19 protein-coding genes and 1 tRNA gene are annotated in these 21747 nt (G+C 66.1%); 13 read left to right on the forward strand and 7 right to left on the reverse strand.

The window, feature by feature from the left end; all coding sequences use genetic code 11:
• Positions 1 to 103 precede the first annotated feature (103 nt).
• Together ACFOOL_RS13315 and ACFOOL_RS13320 are read left to right on the forward strand one after the other, a co-directional pair.
• Positions 104 to 781: a glutathione S-transferase family protein gene (locus ACFOOL_RS13315; RefSeq protein WP_380097650.1), complete on the forward strand. Its 678-nt coding sequence runs from the start codon at positions 104 to 106 to the stop codon at positions 779 to 781.
• The gene (locus tag ACFOOL_RS13320) at positions 778 to 1203 is read left to right on the forward strand and encodes a DUF1489 family protein (RefSeq protein ID WP_380097651.1); all 426 of its coding nucleotides are present in this window, start codon (positions 778 to 780) and stop codon (positions 1201 to 1203) included. Before ACFOOL_RS13315 ends, ACFOOL_RS13320 begins: the two co-directional genes overlap by 4 nt.
• Positions 1204 to 1398: 195 nt before the next feature.
• Here the strand turns inward: ACFOOL_RS13320 and uvrA are convergent, their stop codons facing one another.
• Complete coding sequence (gene uvrA, locus ACFOOL_RS13325; protein ID WP_380097652.1) at positions 1399 to 4293, reverse strand: excinuclease ABC subunit UvrA; 2895 nt, start codon at positions 4291 to 4293, stop codon at positions 1399 to 1401.
• 390 nt (positions 4294 to 4683) lie between these two features.
• On the opposite strand from uvrA, the gene ssb reads away from it, so the two are divergent.
• Entirely contained in the window at positions 4684 to 5172 is a 489-nt protein-coding gene (ssb, locus tag ACFOOL_RS13330; RefSeq protein ID WP_380097653.1) for a single-stranded DNA-binding protein, read from the forward strand.
• 159 nt (positions 5173 to 5331) lie between these two features.
• On the opposite strand, the gene ACFOOL_RS13335 is transcribed toward ssb, so the two are convergent.
• Positions 5332 to 5853, reverse strand: coding sequence for a hypothetical protein (locus ACFOOL_RS13335; RefSeq protein ID WP_380097654.1), 522 nt, complete (start codon positions 5851 to 5853; stop codon positions 5332 to 5334).
• Positions 5854 to 6068: 215 nt separating this feature from the next.
• A complete protein-coding gene (locus tag ACFOOL_RS13340) occupies positions 6069 to 8474 on the reverse strand; it encodes an efflux RND transporter permease subunit (protein WP_380097655.1) in 2406 nt (801 codons plus the stop codon).
• Positions 8475 to 8667: 193 nt separating this feature from the next.
• Between ACFOOL_RS13340 and gyrA the strand changes: the two genes are divergently transcribed.
• From gyrA to map, 10 genes are all read left to right on the forward strand, one after another.
• Positions 8668 to 11442, forward strand: coding sequence for a DNA gyrase subunit A (gene gyrA / locus ACFOOL_RS13345; RefSeq protein WP_380097656.1), 2775 nt, complete (start codon positions 8668 to 8670; stop codon positions 11440 to 11442).
• A gap of 33 nt (positions 11443 to 11475) precedes the next feature.
• Positions 11476 to 12294 carry an aminoglycoside N(3)-acetyltransferase gene (locus ACFOOL_RS13350; protein WP_380097658.1) on the forward strand — a complete coding sequence of 273 codons (819 nt, stop codon included), beginning with the start codon at positions 11476 to 11478 and terminating at the stop codon, positions 12292 to 12294.
• A gap of 137 nt (positions 12295 to 12431) precedes the next feature.
• The gene (gene coaD / locus ACFOOL_RS13355; RefSeq protein WP_380097659.1) at positions 12432 to 12926 is read left to right on the forward strand and encodes a pantetheine-phosphate adenylyltransferase; all 495 of its coding nucleotides are present in this window, start codon (positions 12432 to 12434) and stop codon (positions 12924 to 12926) included.
• Positions 12923 to 13510 carry a peptidylprolyl isomerase gene (locus ACFOOL_RS13360; protein WP_380097661.1) on the forward strand — a complete coding sequence of 196 codons (588 nt, stop codon included), beginning with the start codon at positions 12923 to 12925 and terminating at the stop codon, positions 13508 to 13510. Before coaD ends, ACFOOL_RS13360 begins: the two co-directional genes overlap by 4 nt.
• A 241-nt stretch (positions 13511 to 13751) precedes the next feature.
• Positions 13752 to 14264, forward strand: a complete 513-nt coding sequence (locus tag ACFOOL_RS13365) for a peptidylprolyl isomerase (protein ID WP_380097662.1) — start codon at positions 13752 to 13754, stop codon at positions 14262 to 14264.
• Positions 14265 to 14390: 126 nt separating this feature from the next.
• The gene (gene queA / locus ACFOOL_RS13370; RefSeq protein ID WP_380098010.1) at positions 14391 to 15470 is read left to right on the forward strand and encodes a tRNA preQ1(34) S-adenosylmethionine ribosyltransferase-isomerase QueA; all 1080 of its coding nucleotides are present in this window, start codon (positions 14391 to 14393) and stop codon (positions 15468 to 15470) included.
• A complete protein-coding gene (locus tag ACFOOL_RS13375) occupies positions 15467 to 16093 on the forward strand; it encodes an exopolysaccharide biosynthesis protein (RefSeq protein ID WP_380097664.1) in 627 nt (208 codons plus the stop codon). Before queA ends, ACFOOL_RS13375 begins: the two co-directional genes overlap by 4 nt.
• Before the next feature lie 43 nt (positions 16094 to 16136).
• Complete coding sequence (gene tgt, locus ACFOOL_RS13380) at positions 16137 to 17264, forward strand: tRNA guanosine(34) transglycosylase Tgt (protein WP_380097665.1); 1128 nt, start codon at positions 16137 to 16139, stop codon at positions 17262 to 17264.
• 26 nt (positions 17265 to 17290) lie between these two features.
• Positions 17291 to 18931, forward strand: coding sequence for a glucose-6-phosphate isomerase (gene pgi / locus ACFOOL_RS13385; RefSeq protein ID WP_380097667.1), 1641 nt, complete (start codon positions 17291 to 17293; stop codon positions 18929 to 18931).
• Positions 18932 to 18934: 3 nt separating this feature from the next.
• Positions 18935 to 19690, forward strand: a complete 756-nt coding sequence (map, locus tag ACFOOL_RS13390) for a type I methionyl aminopeptidase (RefSeq protein WP_380097669.1) — start codon at positions 18935 to 18937, stop codon at positions 19688 to 19690.
• A gap of 190 nt (positions 19691 to 19880) precedes the next feature.
• On the opposite strand, the gene ACFOOL_RS13395 is transcribed toward map, so the two are convergent.
• From ACFOOL_RS13395 to ACFOOL_RS13410, 4 genes are all read right to left on the reverse strand, one after another.
• On the reverse strand, positions 19881 to 20408 hold the full coding sequence (locus tag ACFOOL_RS13395) for a hypothetical protein (RefSeq protein WP_380097671.1): 528 nt from the start codon (positions 20406 to 20408) through the stop codon (positions 19881 to 19883).
• A gap of 53 nt (positions 20409 to 20461) precedes the next feature.
• Positions 20462 to 20635: a hypothetical protein gene (locus tag ACFOOL_RS13400; protein ID WP_380097672.1), complete on the reverse strand. Its 174-nt coding sequence runs from the start codon at positions 20633 to 20635 to the stop codon at positions 20462 to 20464.
• 99 nt (positions 20636 to 20734) lie between these two features.
• Positions 20735 to 20809: transfer RNA gene (locus ACFOOL_RS13405), tRNA-Lys, on the reverse strand.
• Between the two features lie 152 nt (positions 20810 to 20961).
• Positions 20962 to 21747: a hypothetical protein gene (locus tag ACFOOL_RS13410; protein ID WP_380097673.1), complete on the reverse strand. Its 786-nt coding sequence runs from the start codon at positions 21745 to 21747 to the stop codon at positions 20962 to 20964.

Genomic DNA, 21747 nt, shown 5'->3' on the forward strand with positions numbered 1-21747 from the left:
GTTGCTGGCGTCTAGAAAAGACGCTGGAGTTATTCACTTCAGAAGATTACCAGAAGGGCGCCCCCAGGCCGGGCGCCCTTCTCTATATGGGGGTAAGAAAGCCATGAAGCTGCTGATCGGGAACCGGAACTATTCCACGTGGTCGCTGCGCCCCTGGCTGGTGCTGCGCCATTTCGACATCCCCTTCGAGGACGAGGTGCTCCAGCTTTCGGGGCCGGGATGGCGCGAGGCCATCGCCGCCCGCTCGCCCACCGGCAAGGTTCCCCTGCTGATCGATGGCGAACTGGCGGTGCCCGAGACCATCGCCATCATCGAATATCTGGCCGACCGCTTCCCCGACCGGGCCATCTGGCCGGCGGACCGCGAGCGCCGGGCGCTGGCCCGGGCCGCGGCGGCGGAAATGCATGCCGGGTTCACCGCCCTGCGTACCCATGCGCCAATGAATCTGCGCGCCGCGCATCCGGGCAAGGTCGACCCGGAGGCGGTGCGCAAGGACCTGCACCGGCTGGAGGCGCTGTGGGGCGGGCTGCTGGCGCGCTCGGACGGGCCCTATCTGTTCGGCGAATTCACGGCGGCAGACGCCATGTATGCCCCGGTGGCGACGCGGCTGCGCACCTATGACCTGCCGGTCTCGGACGTCGCCGGGCGCTATGTGGAGGCGATCTATGCGCTGCCGGCCTTCCAGGAATGGCTGGGCCTGGCGCTGCAGGAGGCCTGGGTGGTGGACGAGGACGAGATCGACGTGATCCAGGGCCGCGTGAAGCCGGGAACGCTGGCATGATCCACATGATCAAGCTGTGCGTGGGCATTGCCAGCGTGGAGGAGCTGGAAAGCTATCGCGACGAGCGCGCCCATTGGTGGGACGCCGATTATGGCGAGGACGTGCATGTGCACCGCACCCGCATGATGCCGAAGCGGCGGGCGGAGATGGAGGGCGTGTCCTCGATCTACTGGGTGATCGCCGGCGCCGTCGCCTGCCGGCAGCCGATCCTGCGGCTGGCGCCCTATACCAATGCGGAAGGCAAGAATTACTGCGACATCATCATGGCGCCGACGCTGGTGCGCACCGTGCCCTATCCCAAGCGGCCGTTCCAGGGCTGGCGCTATCTGCGCCCCGAAGACGCCCCGCCGGACCTGGAGGCCGGGGCGAACGAGAACTCGGCGGAACTGGCGGCAGAACTGGCGCGGATGGGGCTGATCTAGAGGCTTTCAGGTTTTGACGGAAGCGGCGGCCAGCGGTTGGGGAAGGGGGCTTGCGGATCACCGAAGGACCCCCACCCCCGACTCCTCCCCTCAGGGGGGAGGGGAGCAAAGGCACCGATTCCGCCTGACTTTCCACAAGCATCGTGGGCGTGGAGAGAACCCCTCCCACGAGGGAGAGGGGTAGGGCATCGCGTCCTACTCCGCCGCCCTGGTGGTGAAATGGGGGCGGCGTTCCATGACTTGCTTGAGGAAGGCACCGGTATGGGAGCGGGGATTGGCGGCGACCTCCTCGGGGGTGCCGATGGCCACGATCTCGCCGCCGCCGTCGCCACCCTCGGGGCCGAGGTCGATGATCCAGTCGGCGGTCTTGATGACCTCGAGATTGTGCTCGATGACCACGACCGTATTGCCGCCCTCGACCAGTTCGTGCAGCACGTCGAGGAGCTTGGCCACGTCGTGGAAGTGGAGGCCGGTGGTCGGTTCGTCCAGCATGTAGAGGGTGCGGCCGGTGGCGCGCTTCGACAGCTCCTTGGACAGCTTGACGCGCTGCGCCTCGCCGCCCGAGAGCGTGGTGGCGGGCTGGCCGATCTTGACATAGCCCAGCCCCACCCGCTGGAGCGTGGCGAACTTGTCGCGGATGACCGGGACGGCGGAGAAGAAGTCGACGCCCTCGTCGATGGTCATGTCGAGCACGTCCGAAATGGACTTGCCCTTGAACTGCACTTCCAGCGTCTCGCGATTGTAGCGCTTGCCCTTGCAGACATCGCAGGTGACGTAGACGTCGGGCAGGAAGTGCATCTCGATCTTGAGGACGCCGTCGCCCTCGCATTTCTCGCAGCGGCCGCCCTTGACGTTGAAGGAAAACCGCCCCGGCCCGTAACCGCGCGCTTTCGCTTCCGGCAGTCCGGCGAACCATTCGCGCAGCGGCGTGAAGGCGCCGGTATAGGTGGCCGGATTGGAGCGCGGCGTGCGGCCGATGGGCGACTGGTCAATATCGATGACCTTGTCGAGGAATTCGAGCCCGGTCAGCGCTTCATGCGGGGCCGGCACGACGCGGGCGCCATTGAGGCGGCGGGCGATGGCCCGGTACATGGTGTCGATCATCAGCGTCGACTTGCCGCCGCCGGAAACGCCGGTGATGGCCACGAACAGGCCCAGCGGAACGTCCACCGAGACGTTCTTGAGATTGTTGCCGGCGGCGGCGCGGATGGACAGCGCCTTGCCCTTGCGGCCCTGCCGGCGCTCGGGCGGAATGGCAATGCCCATGCGGCCCGAGAGATATTTGCCGGTCAGGGAATCGGGGTGGTCGAGAATGTCGGCGGGCGTGCCCTCGGCGACGATGCGGCCGCCATTGACGCCGGCGCCGGGGCCGATATCGAGCACATAGTCGGCGGTGAGGATGGCGTCCTCGTCATGCTCGACCACGATGACCGTATTGCCCAGGTCGCGCAGGCGCTGGAGGGTTTCCAGGAGCCGCGCATTGTCGCGCTGATGCAGGCCGATGGACGGCTCGTCGAGCACGTAGAGCACGCCGGTCAGCCCCGAGCCGATCTGGCTGGCCAGCCGGATGCGCTGGCTCTCGCCGCCCGACAGGGTGCCGGAATTGCGCGACAGGGTGAGATATTCCAATCCCACATCGTTGAGGAATTTCAGCCGCTCGCGGATTTCCTTGAGGATGCGCTCGCCGATCTGGCTCTGGGTCGGGGTCAGCTTGGCCGAAAGATCGATGAACCATTGCGAGGCGTTGCGGATCGACATGTCGGTGACCTGGCCCACATGCAGGCCATCGATCCTGACCGCCAGCGCCTCGGGCTTGAGCCGATAGCCGCCACAGGCCACGCAGGGCTTGGCGGACATGTATTTCTCGATCTCCTCGCGCATGCCGGCGCTTTCGGTTTCCCGGTAGCGGCGCTCGAGATTGCCGATGACGCCCTCGAAGGCCTTCGAGGTCTTGTACTGCCTGAGGCCGTCGTCATAGACGAAATCGATCTTGGTCCGGTCGGTGCCGTAAAGCACGGCATGCTGCACCTCGAAGGGCAGCTCGTTCCAGGCGGTGCCGGTGGAGGCGCCGAAATACCTCACCACGGCTTGCAGCGTCTGCTGGTAATAGGGGGCGCTGGTCTTCGACCAGGGCAGGATGGCGCCGTCGCGCAGCGACAGGGTGGGATCGGGGACGATCTGGTCCGGATCGATCTTCTGCTCGGTGCCCAGGCCATCGCAGACCGGGCAGGCGCCGAAGGGATTGTTGAAGGAGAACAGGCGCGGCTCGATCTCGGCAATGGTGAAGCCGGAGACCGGGCAGGCGAATTTTTCCGAAAAGGTGAGCTGGCGCGGGGTGCCGTCCTCGTTCTGCTCGTCGGCGAATTCGACCAGCGCGATGCCATCGGCCAGCTTGAGCGCGGTCTCGAAACTCTCGGCCAGCCGCCCGGCAATGTCGGGAGCGACGACGAGCCGGTCGACCACCACCTCGATATCGTGCTTGAACTTCTTGTCGAGGGCAGGGGCGTCCTCGATCTCGTGATAGTCGCCATCGATCTTGACGCGCTGAAAGCCCTTGCGCATCAGATCGGCCAGCTCCTTCCTGAATTCGCCCTTGCGGCCGCGCGCGATGGGGGCGAGCAGGTAGAGCCGCGTGCCCTCGGGCAGCTCGAGCGTGCGGTCGACCATCTGGCTGACGGTCTGGCTCTCGATGGGCAGGCCCGTGGCCGGCGAATAGGGTATGCCGACGCGGGCATAGAGCAGGCGCAGATAGTCGTAGATCTCGGTGACCGTGCCCACGGTGGAGCGCGGATTGCGGCTGGTGGTCTTCTGCTCGATGGAGATGGCGGGGCTGAGGCCCTCGATGTGCTCGACATCGGGCTTCTGCATCATTTCGAGGAATTGCCGCGCATAGGCGGACAGGGATTCCACATAGCGCCGCTGCCCCTCGGCATAGATGGTGTCGAAGGCCAGCGAGGATTTGCCCGAGCCGGACAGGCCCGTCATCACGATCAGGCTGTCGCGCGGCAGCTTGACGTCGATGCCCTTCAGATTGTGCTCGCGGGCACCGCGCACGATGATTTCGCGGTTGAGGCTCGGCTTGTCGGTCATTCTCGGTCCAGTTGCATGTCGCGCCGGGGAGGAGGGGCGGGCGAAGGCCAACAGATAAGCCTCCGCCGTGTCGCCTGCAAGTCAACAGCCCGCCCCACGAATATGTGAACGTAACCAGAACGGACGGGATTCGGTCAAGGCGGCATAGGCCAGCGTGCTGACATGGGGTGTCAGCAGGGCGGCGCGGCTTGACTTTTACCGTGCACTTGAGAACATATGGGGAACAGTGGCGCCGGGCTGTGCAGAACCGCAAATGGCGCGTGTGCCGCGGGCCGAAAGGTTTATTGTGTGCCGACCGGGCCGGGCCGCGCGCCGCAAGGCGCCGCCGGGCCCCATGCGGGAAAGCGCCCCATGCCGGCATGGCGGGGCTGAATTGGAAGGAAGAGCGCCATGGCTGGCAGCGTGAACAAGGTCATTCTGGTGGGCAATCTGGGTGCCGACCCGGACGTGCGGAACCTGCCCAGCGGCGGCAAGGTGGTCAATCTGTCGGTGGCGACCTCCGAGCGCTGGCGCGACCGCAATACCGGCGAGCAGCGCGAAAAGACCGAGTGGCACCGCGTGGTGATCTTCTCGGAAGGCCTGGCGCGCGTCGCCGAGCAATATCTGCGCAAGGGCTCGAAGGTCTATCTCGAGGGCCAGTTGCAGACCCGCAAATGGCAGGATCAGTCGGGCCAGGACAAATATTCCACCGAAGTGGTGCTGCAGAACTTCAACTCCTCCATGGTGCTGCTCGACGGACGGGGCGAGGGTTCCGGCGATGTCGGGGGCGGCGGTGGCGGCTTCCGCGGCGTGCGCGAGAGCCCGGGAGGCGGCCGCCCGCCCGCCGGCAATGCACCGGCCTTCGAGCCGGGCGGCATGGACGACGACATTCCGTTCTGAACGGAGCGACATGGGGCGGCTTGAGGGCCGCCCTTTTCATTGAGAGAGGGGTGGGCCCACCCCTCATCCTGAATGATTTGCTGGACGCCGATTATTCTGTCCCTCTCCCACAGGGGGAAGGGAGCGAGAAAGCGCTGATCCGCTTGACAGTGAAGGGCTCTAACGGCTGAAGGGGACTTCGGCGCGGAGGCTGTCGCCGGATTCGATGTAGACCACTTCGAACACCACCTGGATGGCGTCGCGGTTGAGCTGGATCTGGGCCGAGATGTTCATGTCCTTGCCGGCCTCGTCCTTTTCCCGCTCGCGCAGATTGAAGATGAGGCCGGAGCCGCGCTTCTGGCCGACGGCGATGCCGGTGAAGGTGGCGTTGGAGGTCATGGCGGCCTCGAAGCGCTTGTTGGTCTCGACATAGGCCAGCGTGCCGGCAACGGACAGGTTGGAGCCGGCGAGGGTGCAGCGGCCGTTATAGTTCACCTTGTCCTGATTGCCCTGGGTGAGCGAGAGGCGGCACACCACGCTTTCCTTGTTGGCGCCGATGAGCACGCCGCGCCCGCGCCATTCCCCGATATAGGATTTGAGCAAGGCGACATCGGCCGGCGCCGCCAGGGCCGGGGCGAGCCCGGCGGAGAACAGCACACCCGCCAGCGCGAAAGCGCGCATCAGGGATCGAGAAACGGTCATGGCACATTGCCTCCGAATTGCCAAAACGAGCCCCCCGGCTGTCCGGCATCCATACCGGAGCGGGCCGCCGGCACGCCGATTCCCGCTGTCGGCCCATGCTCTAGCAAATTTGCCCGCCTCTTGCGCATGGATTTCTCCGGAAAGTGAACGCTTCGGGCGGATCGGCCCCGATTGATGCGGGATTGCCGCAAGGCGCGAGGCGGCGGCGGGCCGGTTCATATGGGCGTCGGCCGATCGAGCTCGGCGGGCCTTCCGCCGCGCGTGGTGTGGGTATCGCCCATAGGGTCGTCGGGGGTGGGCTCGTCGTCGGCCATGCGCACCCCGATCCGGCCCAGCGGATGGAAGAAGCGCCCGCCGGCGATCAACAGGGCCGGCAGGATGAACAAATCGCCGATGACCGCGAAGGCCAGGGTGGAGACGAACAGCGTGCCGAACAGCGCCACCTGGGGCAGTTCGGAGAAGGTGACGATGACCACGCCCGAACACAGGATGATGGTGGTCGCCACGATGGCGCCGCCGATGCGGTTGAGCGTATGGCGTACCGCATCCTCATGCGTCATGCCCTCGCTGCGCCGGGCGTGCAGGTAATGCGACAGGAAGTGCACGGTGTCGTCCACGGCGATGCCGAAGGCGATGGTGAGGGCGATCACCGTCGTCAGTTGCAGGCCGGCGCCGGAAAAATACAGCCAGGCCTCGGTGCCCAGAACCGGAAAGAGATTGGGAATGGCCGAGGCGAAGGCCACGCGGAAGGACTGGAAGGCGAAGCCGATCAGCCCCAGATTGACGATCACCGACAGGGTCAGGTCCAGTTGCAGGCCGGTGACGATATCGTCGGTGGCGAAGGTGGTGAGGATGCGGAAGCCGCCGATCTCGGCGTCGGCGATGCCGGCGGCCCGCATGTCGGCCTGAAGCTCGTCGACCAGCTCCTTGAGGCGGTCGGATTCGATGATGGTGGGCATGAAGCCGGTCACCAGGGCCTGGGACCCGTCATCGGAGATGAAACGGCGCTTCATGAACGGCCCCACCGCCTCGAACACCTCCTCGCGGGTGAAGCCGTTGTCGGTGTAACTTGTCATGCTGGCGGCGGAGATGACCTTGTTCTCGCCCAGATGCCGCTCGGCGATGGCGTGGACCCTGGCGACCCTGTCGAAATCCGCCGGACCCAGATTGGGGTCCATTTCGTCCAGGGGAACGCTGATATAAAGCGGCGCCACGCCGCCCACGCCCTCGTCGATATCGGCGGCGGCGGAGAGGGCGGTGGAATCCCTGGCCACGAAATCCTCGAAGGAGAATTGCGGCTTGATCAGCACATAGGGGATGAACAGCACGATGGTGACGGCGATGGCGGCGATGGAGAGGGGGCGGCCATAGCGGCTGGCGAGGAACCAGCTCAATGGCAGCGGCGCGGTGAGCACCGGGCTGACCTTGGGCGGCGCCCTGAACCCGAGCCGGATCGCCAGCTTGAGCAGCAGCGGCATGAAGCTCATCAGGCACACGAACAGCAGGAAGGTGCCCATGGCGCCCGCCGCCGAAAATTCGCGGATGCCCTGGCCCGGGGTCAGGGCCAGCGAGGCGAAGCTGATGAAGGTGGTGAGCATGGTGAGCGCCGCCGCCGGCCCGACCAGCTTGACGGTGGCGTCCACCGCCTTGTTGGGCTCCATGCCGTCGCGCCAGAAGGCCAGCCAGTTGAAGACGAAGAACATGGATTCGGCAAAGGAGATCACCAGCACCAGCGTGGTGACGATGATGGTGAGGAAGGAGAACGAGCCGAAGAACAGAAGGATCGTGCCCATGGTCCACATCACCGCGAGAAAGGGCGTGGCCGCCACGATGATGGCGCCGAAAAAGGAGCGCAGCGCCAGCAGCGCGATCGCGGCGCCGAGCCCGAACCCCCAGACGGTGAAGCGGACCTGGTCGTCCACGGCGGCATTGAGCATTTCCGAGGTCCAGACCGGCGGCCCGGTCAGATCGATCCTGACCGCGTCGGACTGGTAGAAGGCGATGGTCTCGCGCAGGCTGGCGATCATGGCCTTGGCGCCGTCCTGCTTCACCTTCGCCTGATCGGGGAAGACGATGATGACCACGCCCGTCAGGTCCGGCGTGATCAGGTTGCGCATCATCGGGTCGTGCTGCTGCAGGTCCATCAGCGCCATCGCCACCTCGTCGGGCGTCAGCAGGTCCTCGGGCACCGCCGGCACCGAACCGCCATTCGCGTCCGGCTTGCGCAGGGTGAAGGGCGACATGGTGCCCACGGCGTAGTCGTCCAGCTCAAGCTCGAAGGCGAGGCTGCGGATCTCCTCGAGGATTTCGGGGTCCACCAGCCGCTCGGAGGTGACGAGGACATAGATGTCGTTCTCGAAGGTGCCGAAGGTTTCGGAAAGATGGGCATAGGCGTCGTAGTGCTCGCCCGAATGGGCATAGACGCGCAGCAGGTCGCCATCCACATTGGCCCTGGGGACCTGGGAGAAGGCGAGGATGGTGAAGGCGAGCACCGCCAGGGCGGCGAGGCGGGGATAGCGCAGCGTCGCCAGCCCGATATATTCCAGGCCGAAACCGATGGATCGCTTGTGGGTGAGGCGGTCGAGCGCCCGCCTGAGAAAAGATCCAGAACTCGCCGTCACCCGAATCCCCCCAAGGCGGCACTGAAATGGTTTTTACGGGCTTGCCGGCGGCAGGTCCAGCATCCGCAGGATCGCCAGCATCCGGACCGGGGCCGGAAAACACCGCTCTCCACAGCGGCGGGCACGGGAAAATTGGTAATCCGGCTCGGAATCGCCTATCTATCGGACAAGAAAACCAACGTAGAATCACCCCGTGACAGATACGCCTGAAGACGTGAGCGGCGGCCCCGCGCCCTCCGACATCGCCCCGATCTACATCACCGACGAAATGCGCAAGAGCTATCTCGATTACGCCATGAGCGTGATCGTCAGCCGGGCGCTGCCGGACGTGCGGGACGGGCTCAAGCCGGTGCACCGGCGCATCCTGTTCTCGATGAGCGAGAACGGCTACGAGCACAACAAGCCGTTCCGCAAGTCGGCCCGCGTCGTCGGCGACGTGATCGGTAAATATCACCCGCATGGCGACAGCGCCGTCTATATGGCGCTGGTGCGCATGGCCCAGGATTTTTCCATGGGCCAGATGCTGGTGGAAGGGCAGGGCAATTTCGGCTCCGTCGACGGCGACATGCCGGCGGCCATGCGCTACACCGAAGTGCGCATGCAGAAGATCACCGGCTTCATGCTGGACGATCTGGACAAGGACACGGTGGATTTCCGCCCGAACTACGACGGTTCGGAGCACGAGCCGACCGTGCTGCCGGCGCGCTTCCCCAACATGCTGGTCAATGGCGGCGGCGGCATCGCCGTGGGCATGGCGACCAACGTGCCCACGCACAATCTGGCCGAGACCATCAACGCCACGCTGGCCGTGCTCGACAACCCCGCCATCTCCACCGAGGAATTGCTCGAGCACCTGCCCGGGCCGGACTTTCCCACCGGCGGCATCATCCTCGGGCGCGCCGGCATCCGCCAGGCCTATGAGACCGGGCGCGGCTCGATCATCGTGCGCGGGCGCTCCACCATCGAGGAGGTGCGTAAGGAGCGCGAGGCCATCGTCATCACCGAAATCCCCTATCAGGTGAACAAGGCCTCGATGGTGGAGAAGATCGCCGAACTGGTGCGCGACAAGCGCATCGAGGGCATTGCCGACCTGCGCGACGAATCCAGCCGCGAGGGCATGCGGGTGGTGATCGAGGTGAAGCGCGACGCGCTGCCCGACGTGGTGCTCAACCAGCTCTACCGGTTCACGCCGCTGCAAAGCTCGTTCGGCTGCAATTTCGTGGCGCTCAACGGCGGCAAGCCGGAGCTGATGAACCTCAGGCAGATCCTCGACTGCTTCATCGAGTTCCGCGAGGAAGTGGTGACGCGGCGGGCGCGGTTCCTGCTCAACAAGGCGCGCGACCGCGCCCATGTGCTGGTGGGCCTGGCCGTCGCCGTCGCCAATATCGACGAGGTGATCGCGCTGATCCGCACCGCGCCCGATCCCGCCTCGGCGCGCGAGCAATTGATGACCCGCCGCTGGCCGGCGGCGGACGTGGCGCCGCTGATCAAGCTGATCGACGATCCGCGCCACCGCATCAACGAGGACGGCACCTTCAACCTCTCGGAAGAACAGGCCCGCGCCATCCTCGAGCTGCGCCTCGCCCGCCTGACCGCGCTGGGCCGCGACGAGATCGGCGACGAGCTCAACGGGCTGGGCGGCGAAATCGAGGATTATCTCGATATATTGCGCTCGCGCGAACGGGTCCTCGACATCATCCGCAAGGAGCTGGAGGACATCCGCGAGCAGTTCGGCTCGCCGCGCCGCACCGAAATCACCGACCATGCCGCCGACTTCGAGGACGAGGACCTGATCGCCCGCGAGGACATGGTGGTGACGGTCAGCCATGCCGGCTACATCAAGCGCGTGCCGCTCTCGACTTACCGGGCGCAGAACCGCGGCGGCAAGGGCCGCTCGGGCATGGCCACGCGCGAGGAGGATTTCGTCTCGCGGCTGTTCGTGGCCAATACCCATACGCCGGTGCTGTTCTTCACCAGCCGGGGCATCGCCTACAAGCTCAAGGTCTGGCGCCTGCCACTGGCGGCCGCCAATGCGCGCGGCAAGGCGCTGATCAACATCCTGCCGCTGGAGCAGGGGGAGCGCGTCACCTCGATCATGCCGCTGCCCGAGGACGAAAGCTCCTGGGGCGATCTCGACATCATGTTCGCCACCACGCGCGGCACGGTGCGCCGCAACTCGCTGGCCGATTTCGTGGAGGTGCGCCAGAACGGCAAGATCGCCATGAAGCTGGACGAAGGCGACGAGATCGTGGGCGTCGAGACCTGCACGGTCAACAACGACGTGCTGCTGACCACGGCGCTGGGGCAGGCGATCCGCTTCCGCGTCGATGACGTGCGCCTGTTCAAGGGCCGCGATTCCATGGGCGTGCGCGGCATCCAGCTCGGAGAGGGCGACACGGTCATCTCCATGGCGGTGATCAACCATTCGGACGCCTCCGCCGAGGAGCGCGCCGCCTATCTCAAGATGAGCCGGGCGATGCGCGGCGAGGCCGACGACGGCAGCGCCGACGAGGGCGAGGCCGACGCGATGGCGGGCGAACTGGGCCAGGAGCGCTATGCGCAGATGGGCGCCACCGAGCAGTTCATCCTGACCATTTCGGAAAACGGCTACGGCAAGCGCACCTCCAGCCACGAATACCGGATCACCGGACGCGGCGGCAAAGGCATCGTCGCCATGGCGGTCAACAAGCGCAACGGCAGTCTGGTGGCCAGCTTCCCGGTGGAGGACGAGGATCAGATCATGCTGATCAGCGATGGCGGCCAGACCATCCGCCTGCCGGTGGGCGGCGACAAGCCGATCCGCATCGTCAGCCGCGCCTCGCAAGGGGTGATCGTGTTCGACACCGCCGAGGACGAGAAGGTGGTCTCGGTGGAGCGCATCAGCGAACCGGAGGACGAGGACGGCGACGAGGGCGACGATAGCGCGCCTGAGGCGCCCGAGACACCGGTGGAAGGCGGCGACAGCTAAGCGACCGGCTTCGGCGGACGACGGGGAGGGTCCATGTCCGAGTACGGTAGCATCGCGAACACGCCGCTGCCGCGTACGCGCACCAGCCTAGCCGCCGATTTCCGCCGGCTGGGAATAGCGCGGGGCAACATCGTGCTCGTGCATGCGTCGCTGAGCCGGATCGGCTGGGTCGCAGGCGGGCCGGTGGCGGTTATCGAAGCGCTGGGAGATGCCATCGGAGACAGCGGAACGCTCGTAATGCCGGCGCATTCGGCCGACTGGACCGATCCGGCCCGCTGGCAGGCGCCGCCGGTGCCCGCTGACTGGATCGAGCTGATCCGCGCCGAAATGCCGGCCTTCGATCCGGAGCGGACCCCGACGCGGAATATGGGAAGGATCGCCGAACTGTTTCGAAGCTGGCCCGGAGTGCGGCGCAGCGATCATCCCGCTTGTTCCTTCGCCGCCCGGGGGCCGTTGGCCGAGACGATCCTTGCCGATCACGCGTTGGAAAGCCCGTTGGGCGAAGGGTCGCCACTGGCCCGGCTCTATGAGCTCGATGCCCATATCCTGTTGCTGGGTGTGGGCCTGGAGCGCTGCACCATGCTGCATCTGGCCGAGCAGCGGGCCTGGCCCGGGCGCCGTTCCCATGTCGAGGGTGCTGCCATGCTGGTCGAGGGGCGCCGGCAATGGGTGTTCTATCGCACGCCTCCTCTGGTCGATGCAGATCATTTCCTGTCCCTGAGCACGCCTCTGCAAGCTGCAAATCTTGTCCGAACCGGCATGGCAGGTTCGGCACCGTGTCTGCTATTGCCGGCCCGTACACTCGTGGATTTCGCGGTGGACGCCTGGAGCGGCATGCCGCTCCCGGAATAGGGCTGCTCGAGGAACTGGACGAACCCCACCTCGATCCAGCCACTCCGGAGCGATTGACCCTGCGGGACGGTTCGAAGCTTGCCACCGGCCGGTGGAAGTGACAAAAACGCCGTAACTACAAAGGGAAGGGGGTCCGCATGAGCGGTCTGGTCGGGTTCTATCCCGGGTCTTTCGATCCGCTGACCAACGGGCATCTCGACGTTATCGAGCGCGCCTGCAAGCTGGTCGATACGCTGGTGGTGGCGGTGGGCATCAACGCCACCAAGAAGAATCCCCTTTTCGTCCACGAGGACCGGGTGGCCATTCTCAACCAGGCGCTGCCGGCCATCGGCAAGCGCACCGGCACCAAATTCCAGGTGGTCGATTTTTCCGGGTTGATGATCAATGCGGCGCGCGAGCATGGCGCGCGGCTGATCATTCGCGGCCTGCGCGACACCACCGACTATAATTACGAAATGCAGATGGTAGGCATGAACGCGCAGATGGCGCCGGACCTGCAAACGGTGTTTTTGCCTTCCAGCCCGCCGGTGCGGCATATCTCGGCCACATTGGTACGGCAGATCGCAGAAATGGGCGGGGATATTTCCGCCTTCGTCCCGCCAATCGTTCTCAAGGCATTGCAGTCCCGATGATCAAGCTCACCCGCCGCACCTTCGCCGCCCTGACGCTGGGCACAACTCTCCTCGCCGCCGCCCCGGCCCTTGCGCAGGAGGGCACGCCGCATCTGCTGCTGACGCTGGAAGACGGCGTGGTCGACATCGAATTGCTGCCGGCCATCGCCCCCAGGCATGTGGAGCGGATCGTGACGCTGACGGAACAGGGGGCCTATGACGGCGTGGTGTTCCACCGCGTCATCGACGGCTTCATGGCCCAGACCGGCGACGTGGCCAATGGCAAGGCGGACAGCCCCGGCTACAACCTCTCCATGGCCGGCACCGGCGGCTCGGACCTGCCCGATGTCGAGGCCGAGTTCAATTCCGAGAGTTTTGTGCGCGGCGTGGTCGGCGCGGCGCGCTCGCAGAACCCCAATTCGTTCAACTCGCAATTCTTCATCACCACCGCCGATGCCAGCTTCCTCGACGGGCAATATACCGTGTTCGGCAAGGTGGTCTCGGGCATGGAAGCGGTCGACGCGCTGGAAAAGGGACCGCAGGAGCTGAACGGGGCCGTCGCCAATCCGGACAGGATCGTGAAGGCGGAAATCGCCTATCAGTAGGGTCCGGGCGTAACGATCCGGCGGCACGCGCTTTCTTACCTCTCCCTTGGGGATGGGTTAGGGCAGGGTTCCGCGCCATCGATTTTTTCCCTGAAGCAATCGCGTTCGCCGACAATCCCGCCCGCCACCCTCGATCCTTCCCCCGCAAGGAGGAGGGAGGCGAAGGAGCCATCCTCGCCTTGCGCTTGGCGCCCAATGGGCCTAAATCCGGGCCACGTTCTTCAAAGGAAAGAGACCCCTCATGGCCTATGCCGATCCCGAAAACACCCTCGTCATCGAAACCACCCAGGGCAAGGTGGTCATCGCCATGAAGCCCGAAGTGGCGCCCGGCCATGTCGAGCACATCAAGAAGCTGGCGCGCGAGGGCGCTTATGACGGGGTGGTGTTCCATCGCGTGATCGAGGGCTTCATGGCCCAGACCGGCGACGTGAAGTTCGGCAATTCCAATTCGTCCGATTTCAACCCGTCGCGCACCGGCACCGGCGGCTCGCAATATGCGAACCTCAAGCAGGAATTCAACGCCGAGCCGCATGTGCGCGGCACCGCCTCGATGGCCCGCGCCCAGGACCCCGACAGCGCCAATTCGCAGTTCTTCATCTGCTTTGCCGATGCACCGTTCCTCAACCGTCAATATACGGTCTGGGGCCAGGTGATCGAAGGCATGGAGAATGTCGACCAGATCAAGCGCGGCGAGCCGGTGATCAACCCGGACAAGATGGTTTCGGTCAAAGTCGCGGCCGATATCGCCGAATAGGGGCCGCACCCCGCCTTGTCGTCCCCGCGAAAGCGGGGGCCTCCATCGGCGGATGCCCCGCTCCGTAACAGAGGCTCCCTTTCGCGGGAATGACGCGGTGGCGGGGCGACCATGGCAGCCACTCCCATGCGCGTTTCCGAATTCGACTTCGACCTGCCAGAACGCCTGATCGCGCTGCACCCGGCCGAGCCGCGCGACAGCGCGCGGCTGCTGGAGGTCGAGCCCGGCGCCGGCCTGCGGGACCTGCATATCCCCGACCTGCTGACGCTGTTGCGGCCCGGCGACGTGCTGGTGGTCAACGACACCCGCGTGCTGCCGGCGGAGCTGAAGGGCGTCCGCATTCGCGGCGAGGCCCGGGCGGGCGTGTCGTTCAACCTGCACAAGCGCGTGGATGCGCATGGCTGGCGGGCCTTTGCGCGGCCGGCCAAGAAGCTGGCGCTGCTCGACCGGCTTGAGCTGGGCAATGGCGCCGCCGCCCCGCTGGTCGCCCGGGTGACCGGCAAGGGCGAGACCGGCGAGGTGACGCTGGAGTTCGAGCTGGGCGGGGCGGAGCTGGACGAGGCGATCAAAGCCCATGGCGCCATGCCGCTGCCGCCCTATATCGGGGCCAAGCGGGCGGTGGAGGAGCGCGACAAGGTCGATTACCAGACCGTCTATGCCGCCGAGGACGGGGCGGTGGCGGCGCCGACGGCGGGCCTGCACTTCACCCAGGCATTGCTGCAGCGGCTCGCCGACATGGACGTGGTCACCGAGCGGGTGACGCTGCATGTGGGGGCGGGGACCTTCCTGCCGATGAAGGTGGACGACACCGAAGACCACGTGATGCATTCGGAATGGGGCGAGATCGACCAGGCGACAGCCGGGCGGATCAAGGCGCGCCGCGCCGCCGGCGGGCGCGTGGTGGCGGTCGGCACGACCAGTTTGCGGCTGCTGGAAACGGCGTCCCGGGCCACCGGCGAATTGCAGAGCTTCATCGGGGACACCGATATCTTCATCACGCCCGGCTTCCGCTTCCGCACGGTGGACCTGCTGATGACCAATTTCCACCTGCCGAAGTCCACGCTGTTCATGCTGGTCAGCGCCTTTTCGGGGCTGGAGACGATGAAGGCGGCCTATGCCCACGCCATCGCGGAAGGCTACCGCTTCTATTCCTACGGCGATTCCTCGCTGCTCCATCGCGCTCCCCATCCCGGGGACGGGGTGTGAGCGAGCGCGTCGCGCCGATCTCACGCTATACAAGGCGGATCGCCTCCGCCCTGCGCCGGGCTGCAGAGGGCGAGCAATCCCACCTCACCCTTTCCGGGCTGGTGCTGCTGCTGGGGCCGAAGGCGCATCGGCTGCTGCTGCTGGTGGTGTCGCTGTTCAACATGATCCCCGGCCCGCCGGGCTATGGCGGCACCATCGCCTGGACCACCTGCGCCATCGCCGTCGCCATGCTGCTGGGACGGCCGATCCGCCTGCCGGGCATCATCGGCAATCGGCGGCTGAAGCTGGATATGCTGATCAAGGCCAGCGACCAGGTGGTCAAGGTCGCCGCGGTGCTGGCGCGGCTCTCGCGGCCGCGGCTGCGATTCCTTACCGGAGCGGCGGCCAATCTGCCCTATGCGCTGCTGGTGATCCTGGTCAGCGTGGTGATGTCGCTGCCGATCCCCTTCATCAACGCCATCCCCAATGTGGGGCTCTGCATCATCGCCTTTTCCATGCTCAACCGCGACGGCATCGGCGTCATCGTCGGGCTGGGCGCGACCTTTCTGGGGCTGATGCTCGCCGGCGGCATCATCGTGGGCGCCTATCACCTGGGCCTTGCCGCGGTGACTGCGCTGGCATGAGCGGGGCTTCCATCCACCCGGCCAAACCGGTAGAACCGCGCGCATGAAACAGGTCAGCTTCTCCCTTCTCGCCAGCGATGGCCAGTCCCGCCGCGGCCGCATCGACACGCCGCGCGGCGAGATCAACACCCCCGCCTTCATGCCGGTGGGCACGGCCGGCACGGTCAAGGCCATGTATCCCGAGCAGGTGCGCGAGACCGGCGCGGACATTCTGCTGGGCAATACCTATCACCTGATGCTGCGCCCCGGCGCCGAGCGGGTGGCGGCATTGGGGGGGCTGCACGTGTTCATGGACTGGCAGCGGCCGATCCTGACCGATAGCGGCGGGTTCCAGGTGATGTCGCTGGCCAAGCTCAGGAAACTCACCGAACAGGGCGTGACCTTCCGCTCGCATATCGACGGCTCGACCCACGAATTGACGCCGGAGCGCTCCATCGAGATCCAGACCCTGCTCGACAGCGATATCATCATGCAACTGGACGAGTGCATCGCGCTGCCGGCCGAGCGCCGGGAGATGGAGCGGGCGATGGAATTGTCGCTGCGCTGGGCGGACCGGTCCAAGACGGCCTTCGCCAACCAGGCCAACCGGGCGCTGTTCGGCATCGTGCAGGGCGGGGACGATCCGGAATTGCGGGCGCGCTCGGCGGCGGGGCTGAAATCCATCGGCTTTGACGGCTATGCGGTGGGCGGGCTGGCGGTGGGCGAGCCGCAGGCGGTGATGTTCCGCGTCTTGGACGAGATCGTGCCGGAACTGCCGGAGGACCGGCCGCGCTATCTGATGGGCGTGGGCAAGCCCGACGACATCCTGGGCGGCATCGAGCGCGGCATCGACATGTTCGACTGCGTGCATCCCACACGGGCCGGCCGGCACGGCCACGCCTATACGCGCTTCGGCGTCATCAACCTGAAAAACGCCCGGCACAAGGATGATCACCGGCCGCTGGACGAGGCCTCGCCCAACGCCAATTGCCGGCGCTGGAGCCGCGCCTATCTGCACCATCTGGTAAGAACCGAAGAGATTTTGGGCGCCATGGTGCTTTCGCAGATCAATCTCGCCTATTATCAGGAACTGACTTCGGGCGCGCGCGCCGCCATCGCGGCGGGCACCATGACCGACTTCGCGGCGCAGACACGCGCCGCCTGGGCGGCCGGCGACCTGCCGGCGCTGTAATCCATTCAATGCAGGGGTTCAAACAGATGGCTAAATCGGGACGCAAGGCCGGTTTCGAGGCACTGGGCAAATTGCGCAAGGCAATGGAGGACCAGCCCATGCGGCTGCTCTTCGCCGAGGACCCCAACCGCTTCCGGCGCTTCTCGGCAAGCGGCGCGGATATCTTGCTGGATTACTCGAAGAATCGCATCGACGAGGCTGTCATGGCTGCGCTTTTCGAGCTGGCGCGCGCCGCCGGCGTCGAGGAGCGACGCGCGCAGATGTGCGAGGGCGAGCATATCAACACCACCGAAGACCGGGCCGTCATGCATATGGCGCTGCGCTATCAGGGCGACCGGCCGGTGGAAGTCGACGGCAAGGACGTGATGCCCGAGGTGCGCGGCGTGCTCAAGGCCATGGAGGCCTATAGCAACGGCGTACGCAAAGGCGAGATCACCGGCCATGGCGGCGCGCAATTCACCGATGTGGTCAATATCGGCATTGGCGGGTCGGATTTGGGTCCGGCCATGGTGACGCTGGCGCTGGCGCCCTATACGCGGCCCGAGCTGCGCGCCCATTACGTCTCCAATGTCGACGGCGCCCATATCCACGACATCCTCAAGGGGCTCGACCCCCGCAGGACGCTGTTCATCGTCGCCTCGAAGACTTTCACCACCGACGAGACCATGACCAACGCCCATTCGGCCCGGCACTGGCTGGCCGAGGCGCTGGGCGAGGAGGCGGTGCCCAACCATTTCGTCGCCGTCTCCACCAATATCGAGGCCTGCGCCCGGTTCGGCATCCGCGAGGACCGCATTTTCGGGTTCTGGGACTGGGTCGGCGGGCGCTATTCGGTGTGGTCGGCCATCGGCCTGCCGGTGGCGCTGGCCATCGGCTACGGCAATTTCGCCAAATTCCTCGCCGGCGCCGATGCCATGGACCGGCATTTCCTTGAAACGCCGCTGGAAAAGAACCTGCCGGTGATCATGGGCCTCCTGGGCGTGTGGTATCGCAATGTGTGGGGGTTCTCGACGCATGCCGTGCTGCCCTACGACCAGCGGATGAGCCGGTTCCCGGCCTATCTGCAGCAACAGGACATGGAATCGAACGGCAAGTCGGTGACGCTGGCCGGCAAGCCGGTCGGCTGGTCCACCGGCCCCATCGTCTGGGGCGAGCCGGGCACCAATGGCCAGCACGCCTTCTTCCAGCTCATCCACCAGGGCACCGACGTCATCCCCTGCGATTTCCTGATCGCGGCGCAGCCGCACGAGCACCTGCCGCCGCATCACGACAAGCTGGTGGCCAATGTGCTGGCGCAGTCCGAGGCGCTGATGCTGGGCAAGACCGAGGAGGAGGTGGGCGCCGAGCTCAAGGCGCAGGGCCTGTCCAAGGCGGAGATCAAGGACCTGACGCCGCACAAGGTGTTCCCCGGCAACCGGCCTTCGAACACGCTGTTCTACCAGAAGCTGACGCCGGAAACGCTGGGCAAGCTGGTGGCGCTCTACGAGCACAAGGTGTTCGTGCAGGGGGTGATCTGGAACGTCAATTCCTACGACCAGTGGGGAGTGGAACTGGGCAAGCAACTGGCCAAGGCGCTGCTGCCCAAGGTCGAGGGCAAGGTAAGCGGGGAGGGGCACGACAGCTCCACCCAGGGCCTGCTCGGCTATTACCTGGCCAACAAGGCGTAGGCCGTGACCATCACCACCGAGGAGCAGCTCGACAAGCTCAAGGCCATCGGGCGCATCTGCGCGGTGGCGCGCGAGGCCATGGCGGCGGCCATGCGCCCGGGCATGACGACGCTGGAGCTGGATGAGATCGGGGCGAAAATCCTGGCGGAGCACGGCGCGGTGTCGGCGCCGATCCTCACCTATGATTTCCCCGGCGCCACCTGCATTTCCGTCAATGAGGAGATCGCCCACGGCATTCCCGGCGACCGGGTGCTGGCGGAGGGCGATCTGGTCAATATCGACGTCTCGGCCGCCAAGGACGGGGTTTTCGCCGATTGCGGCGCCTCCTATGTGCTGGGTCGGGGCGACAGGCGGCTGGAGGCGCTGTGCCGCGATGGCAAGAAGGCCATGTGGGCCGGCATCCGCGCGGTGAAGGCCGGCGCGCCGCTGGCCGATATCGGCACCGCCATCGGCAAGGTGGCTAAGAAGGGCGGCTACACGCTGATCCGCAACCTGGCCAGTCACGGCGTGGGCGACAGCCTCCACGACGAGCCGGGCGAAATCCCCACCTGGCCCGACCGTTCGGAACGCCGGCGCATCGGCGATGGGCTGGTGTTCACCGTCGAGCCCTTCCTGTCGCTGGGTGGGCAGATGGCCGAGCAGAAATCGGACGATGACGAATGGACGCTGATCGCCGAGCCGCTGGCGCCCTGCGTACAATATGAGCATACGGTGGTGGCGACGCCGCGCGGCGCGGTGGTGGTGACGCTGGCGGGCTAGGGGCTTTCAGGTCTTGACGGAAGCGGCGACCCGGCGCCCCCTCCTTCTTGAGTGAGGTGGATTTAGCGGATCACCGAAGGACCCCCACCCCCGACTCCTCCCCTCAAGGGGAAGGGGAGCAAAGGCAACGCCTGACAATGAAAGGCTCCAGGGTTGAGCTCGCTCCCCTCAAGGGGAGCAAGCCAAGGCGTTAAAGCCAGATCAGCAGCAGCGGGCCGAGGATGATGGCGGCGATGCCAAGCACGAAGCGCAGATTGCCCAGCCGGCGCAGGGCGGGAACGCTGAGCACGGTGGAGAGCAACAGGAAGCCGATCAGCACGAGGAGGGCGGGCAGGAGCGGGTTGAGATTGAGCGCGGCCCCTTCGCTCAGTTGCAGATAGACCATGTGGCCGCCGGCAAAGCCCAGCAGGGCGGCGATGACGACGGCGACCGCCTTGGCGGCGATGAGCAGGGCCATGTCCACGGTCGTGCTGGCGAGCAGCAGCGCCAGGCCCGAGGCGGTGACGTGGACCGCAGCGAGCGTGGAAAAGACCCGGCTTTCGGCCAGAAGCGGCACCAACTCGGGCGGGGCCCTGAGCGGCAGGGCGCCGACCATGGGCAGGTTGGCGCCGTACTGGGCCAACAGATAGATGGCGTAGAGCATGACCAGCGTGCCGGCCGCGAAAACCAGGAGGGTCGTGGCCAGAACCTTGAGCAGGTCAGTGGTATCCTGAGACATGAATTTTCCGCCATCAATTCGATCCCGTCGATATTACGGGATGGTGCTGATTCTCAAACAGCCATGCGCCGGTAGGCGCCGGACGGGCCGGAATAGGTCGTGGGCGCGCCGCGGCGCAGGGCCAGGAAAACGCGGGACGGCTTGCGGAATTCCTCGGACAGCTCGGCGGCGTCGGCCCGATGGTCGAGCTCGGCATAGGGATCGGGATCGATGCAGGATTGCGGCATGAGGCAAGGCGGCTCCGGGCCGGATCGGCCCTGATTTCCTGCCCGCAAGGGGATGCGGCGTCAAGATGGGCTTCAAGCAGGGAAGGCATGCGGAAAAGATGGTGCGCCGGCTGGGATTCGAACCCAGGACCATTCGATTAAAAGTCGAATGCTCTACCACTGAGCTACCGGCGCCTGCGGGGCGTTCCGCCTTCCGCGTCAACATCCTGATCGCGCATCCGGCCGGCCGAGCGGCGCTGTCCGGTCCGGAAGCGTTCGATGGCGCCCTGCGGCGTCGCGGCGGAACATAACCGCAGATGATGCGCTGTCAACCGCCTTGAAGGAGCTTACGGCGATATGACGAGGGGTGCGCCCGCATAGGGCATGGGCAGGCAGGATATGGAGACGCGCTCGAAACGCTGGCAGAGGGCCTGCGCTTCGGCCGCTTCGGCGAAAGGGCCGACGACGATGCGCTTGTCCTCGCCGGTGGCCGCATCGGCCAGCAGCGGCGACAGGCCGAACAGCAGCGGTCCGAGCTTGAGCGACAGATCGTTCCAGCGCCCGGGCGCTTCCTCCTCCGGCAGGGCGGCGCCCACCGCAATGCCATAGGCGCCGCCATCGGCCGCGGCTTGCGGGGCGAGCGGCGCCGGCAGGGGCTGGCCGGTGCCGATATCGGGCAGGGCGAGCGGCAGGGCCGAGCGGCGCACGGCGACCGAGCCGCCATCCGCATCGAAGGTCAGCGTTTCATCGGCGCCGATCGAGGCGGTGACGCTGGAGCGGTCGACCAGCGCCGCCGGCGGAATGGCTTCGAGCAGATCGGGCAGGCTGACCTCGAGCGCGCCGACGCGGCGCATCACCTCGTTGCCGGATTTTTCCTGGAGGGCGAAGCGCGACAGCAGCGTCTCGTTCTCGCGCCGGAGGCGCGCAGTCTGTTCGCCCAGATCGGAAACCTGCCGGCGCAGCGTCTCGATGGAGGCATCGGACAGGCGCGGCTGATGCAGGCCGCCGAGGACGCTCTGGGGCACCAGCGCCGAAATATTGGCGCCGAACACGGCGAGCCCGGCACAGGCCATCGCCACCATGCCCCACAACGTCACATCCGATTGCCGGAACTGCTCCGATGCCCTAGCCAA

Source organism: Devosia honganensis (assembly GCF_042648785.1).
GTDB lineage: Bacteria > Pseudomonadota > Alphaproteobacteria > Rhizobiales > Devosiaceae > Devosia > Devosia honganensis.

Excerpts from the sequence above, each read along its gene's own strand:
- queA (WP_380098010.1), top strand. The coding sequence starts at position 14,391 with ATGCGCGTTTCCGAATTCGACTTCGACCTGCCAGAACGCCTGATCGCG.
- ACFOOL_RS13335 (WP_380097654.1), bottom strand. The coding sequence starts at position 5,853 with ATGACCGTTTCTCGATCCCTGATGCGCGCTTTCGCGCTGGCGGGTGTG.
- ssb (WP_380097653.1), top strand. The coding sequence starts at position 4,684 with ATGGCTGGCAGCGTGAACAAGGTCATTCTGGTGGGCAATCTGGGTGCC.
- ACFOOL_RS13320 (WP_380097651.1), top strand. The coding sequence starts at position 778 with ATGATCCACATGATCAAGCTGTGCGTGGGCATTGCCAGCGTGGAGGAG.
- ACFOOL_RS13395 (WP_380097671.1), bottom strand. The coding sequence starts at position 20,408 with ATGTCTCAGGATACCACTGACCTGCTCAAGGTTCTGGCCACGACCCTC.
- uvrA (WP_380097652.1), bottom strand. The coding sequence starts at position 4,293 with ATGACCGACAAGCCGAGCCTCAACCGCGAAATCATCGTGCGCGGTGCC.
- ACFOOL_RS13400 (WP_380097672.1), bottom strand. The coding sequence starts at position 20,635 with ATGCCGCAATCCTGCATCGATCCCGATCCCTATGCCGAGCTCGACCAT.
- ACFOOL_RS13360 (WP_380097661.1), top strand. The coding sequence starts at position 12,923 with ATGATCAAGCTCACCCGCCGCACCTTCGCCGCCCTGACGCTGGGCACA.
- tgt (WP_380097665.1), top strand. The coding sequence starts at position 16,137 with ATGAAACAGGTCAGCTTCTCCCTTCTCGCCAGCGATGGCCAGTCCCGC.
- ACFOOL_RS13365 (WP_380097662.1), top strand. The coding sequence starts at position 13,752 with ATGGCCTATGCCGATCCCGAAAACACCCTCGTCATCGAAACCACCCAG.
- ACFOOL_RS13315 (WP_380097650.1), top strand. The coding sequence starts at position 104 with ATGAAGCTGCTGATCGGGAACCGGAACTATTCCACGTGGTCGCTGCGC.
- ACFOOL_RS13350 (WP_380097658.1), top strand. The coding sequence starts at position 11,476 with ATGTCCGAGTACGGTAGCATCGCGAACACGCCGCTGCCGCGTACGCGC.
- coaD (WP_380097659.1), top strand. The coding sequence starts at position 12,432 with ATGAGCGGTCTGGTCGGGTTCTATCCCGGGTCTTTCGATCCGCTGACC.
- pgi (WP_380097667.1), top strand. The coding sequence starts at position 17,291 with ATGGCTAAATCGGGACGCAAGGCCGGTTTCGAGGCACTGGGCAAATTG.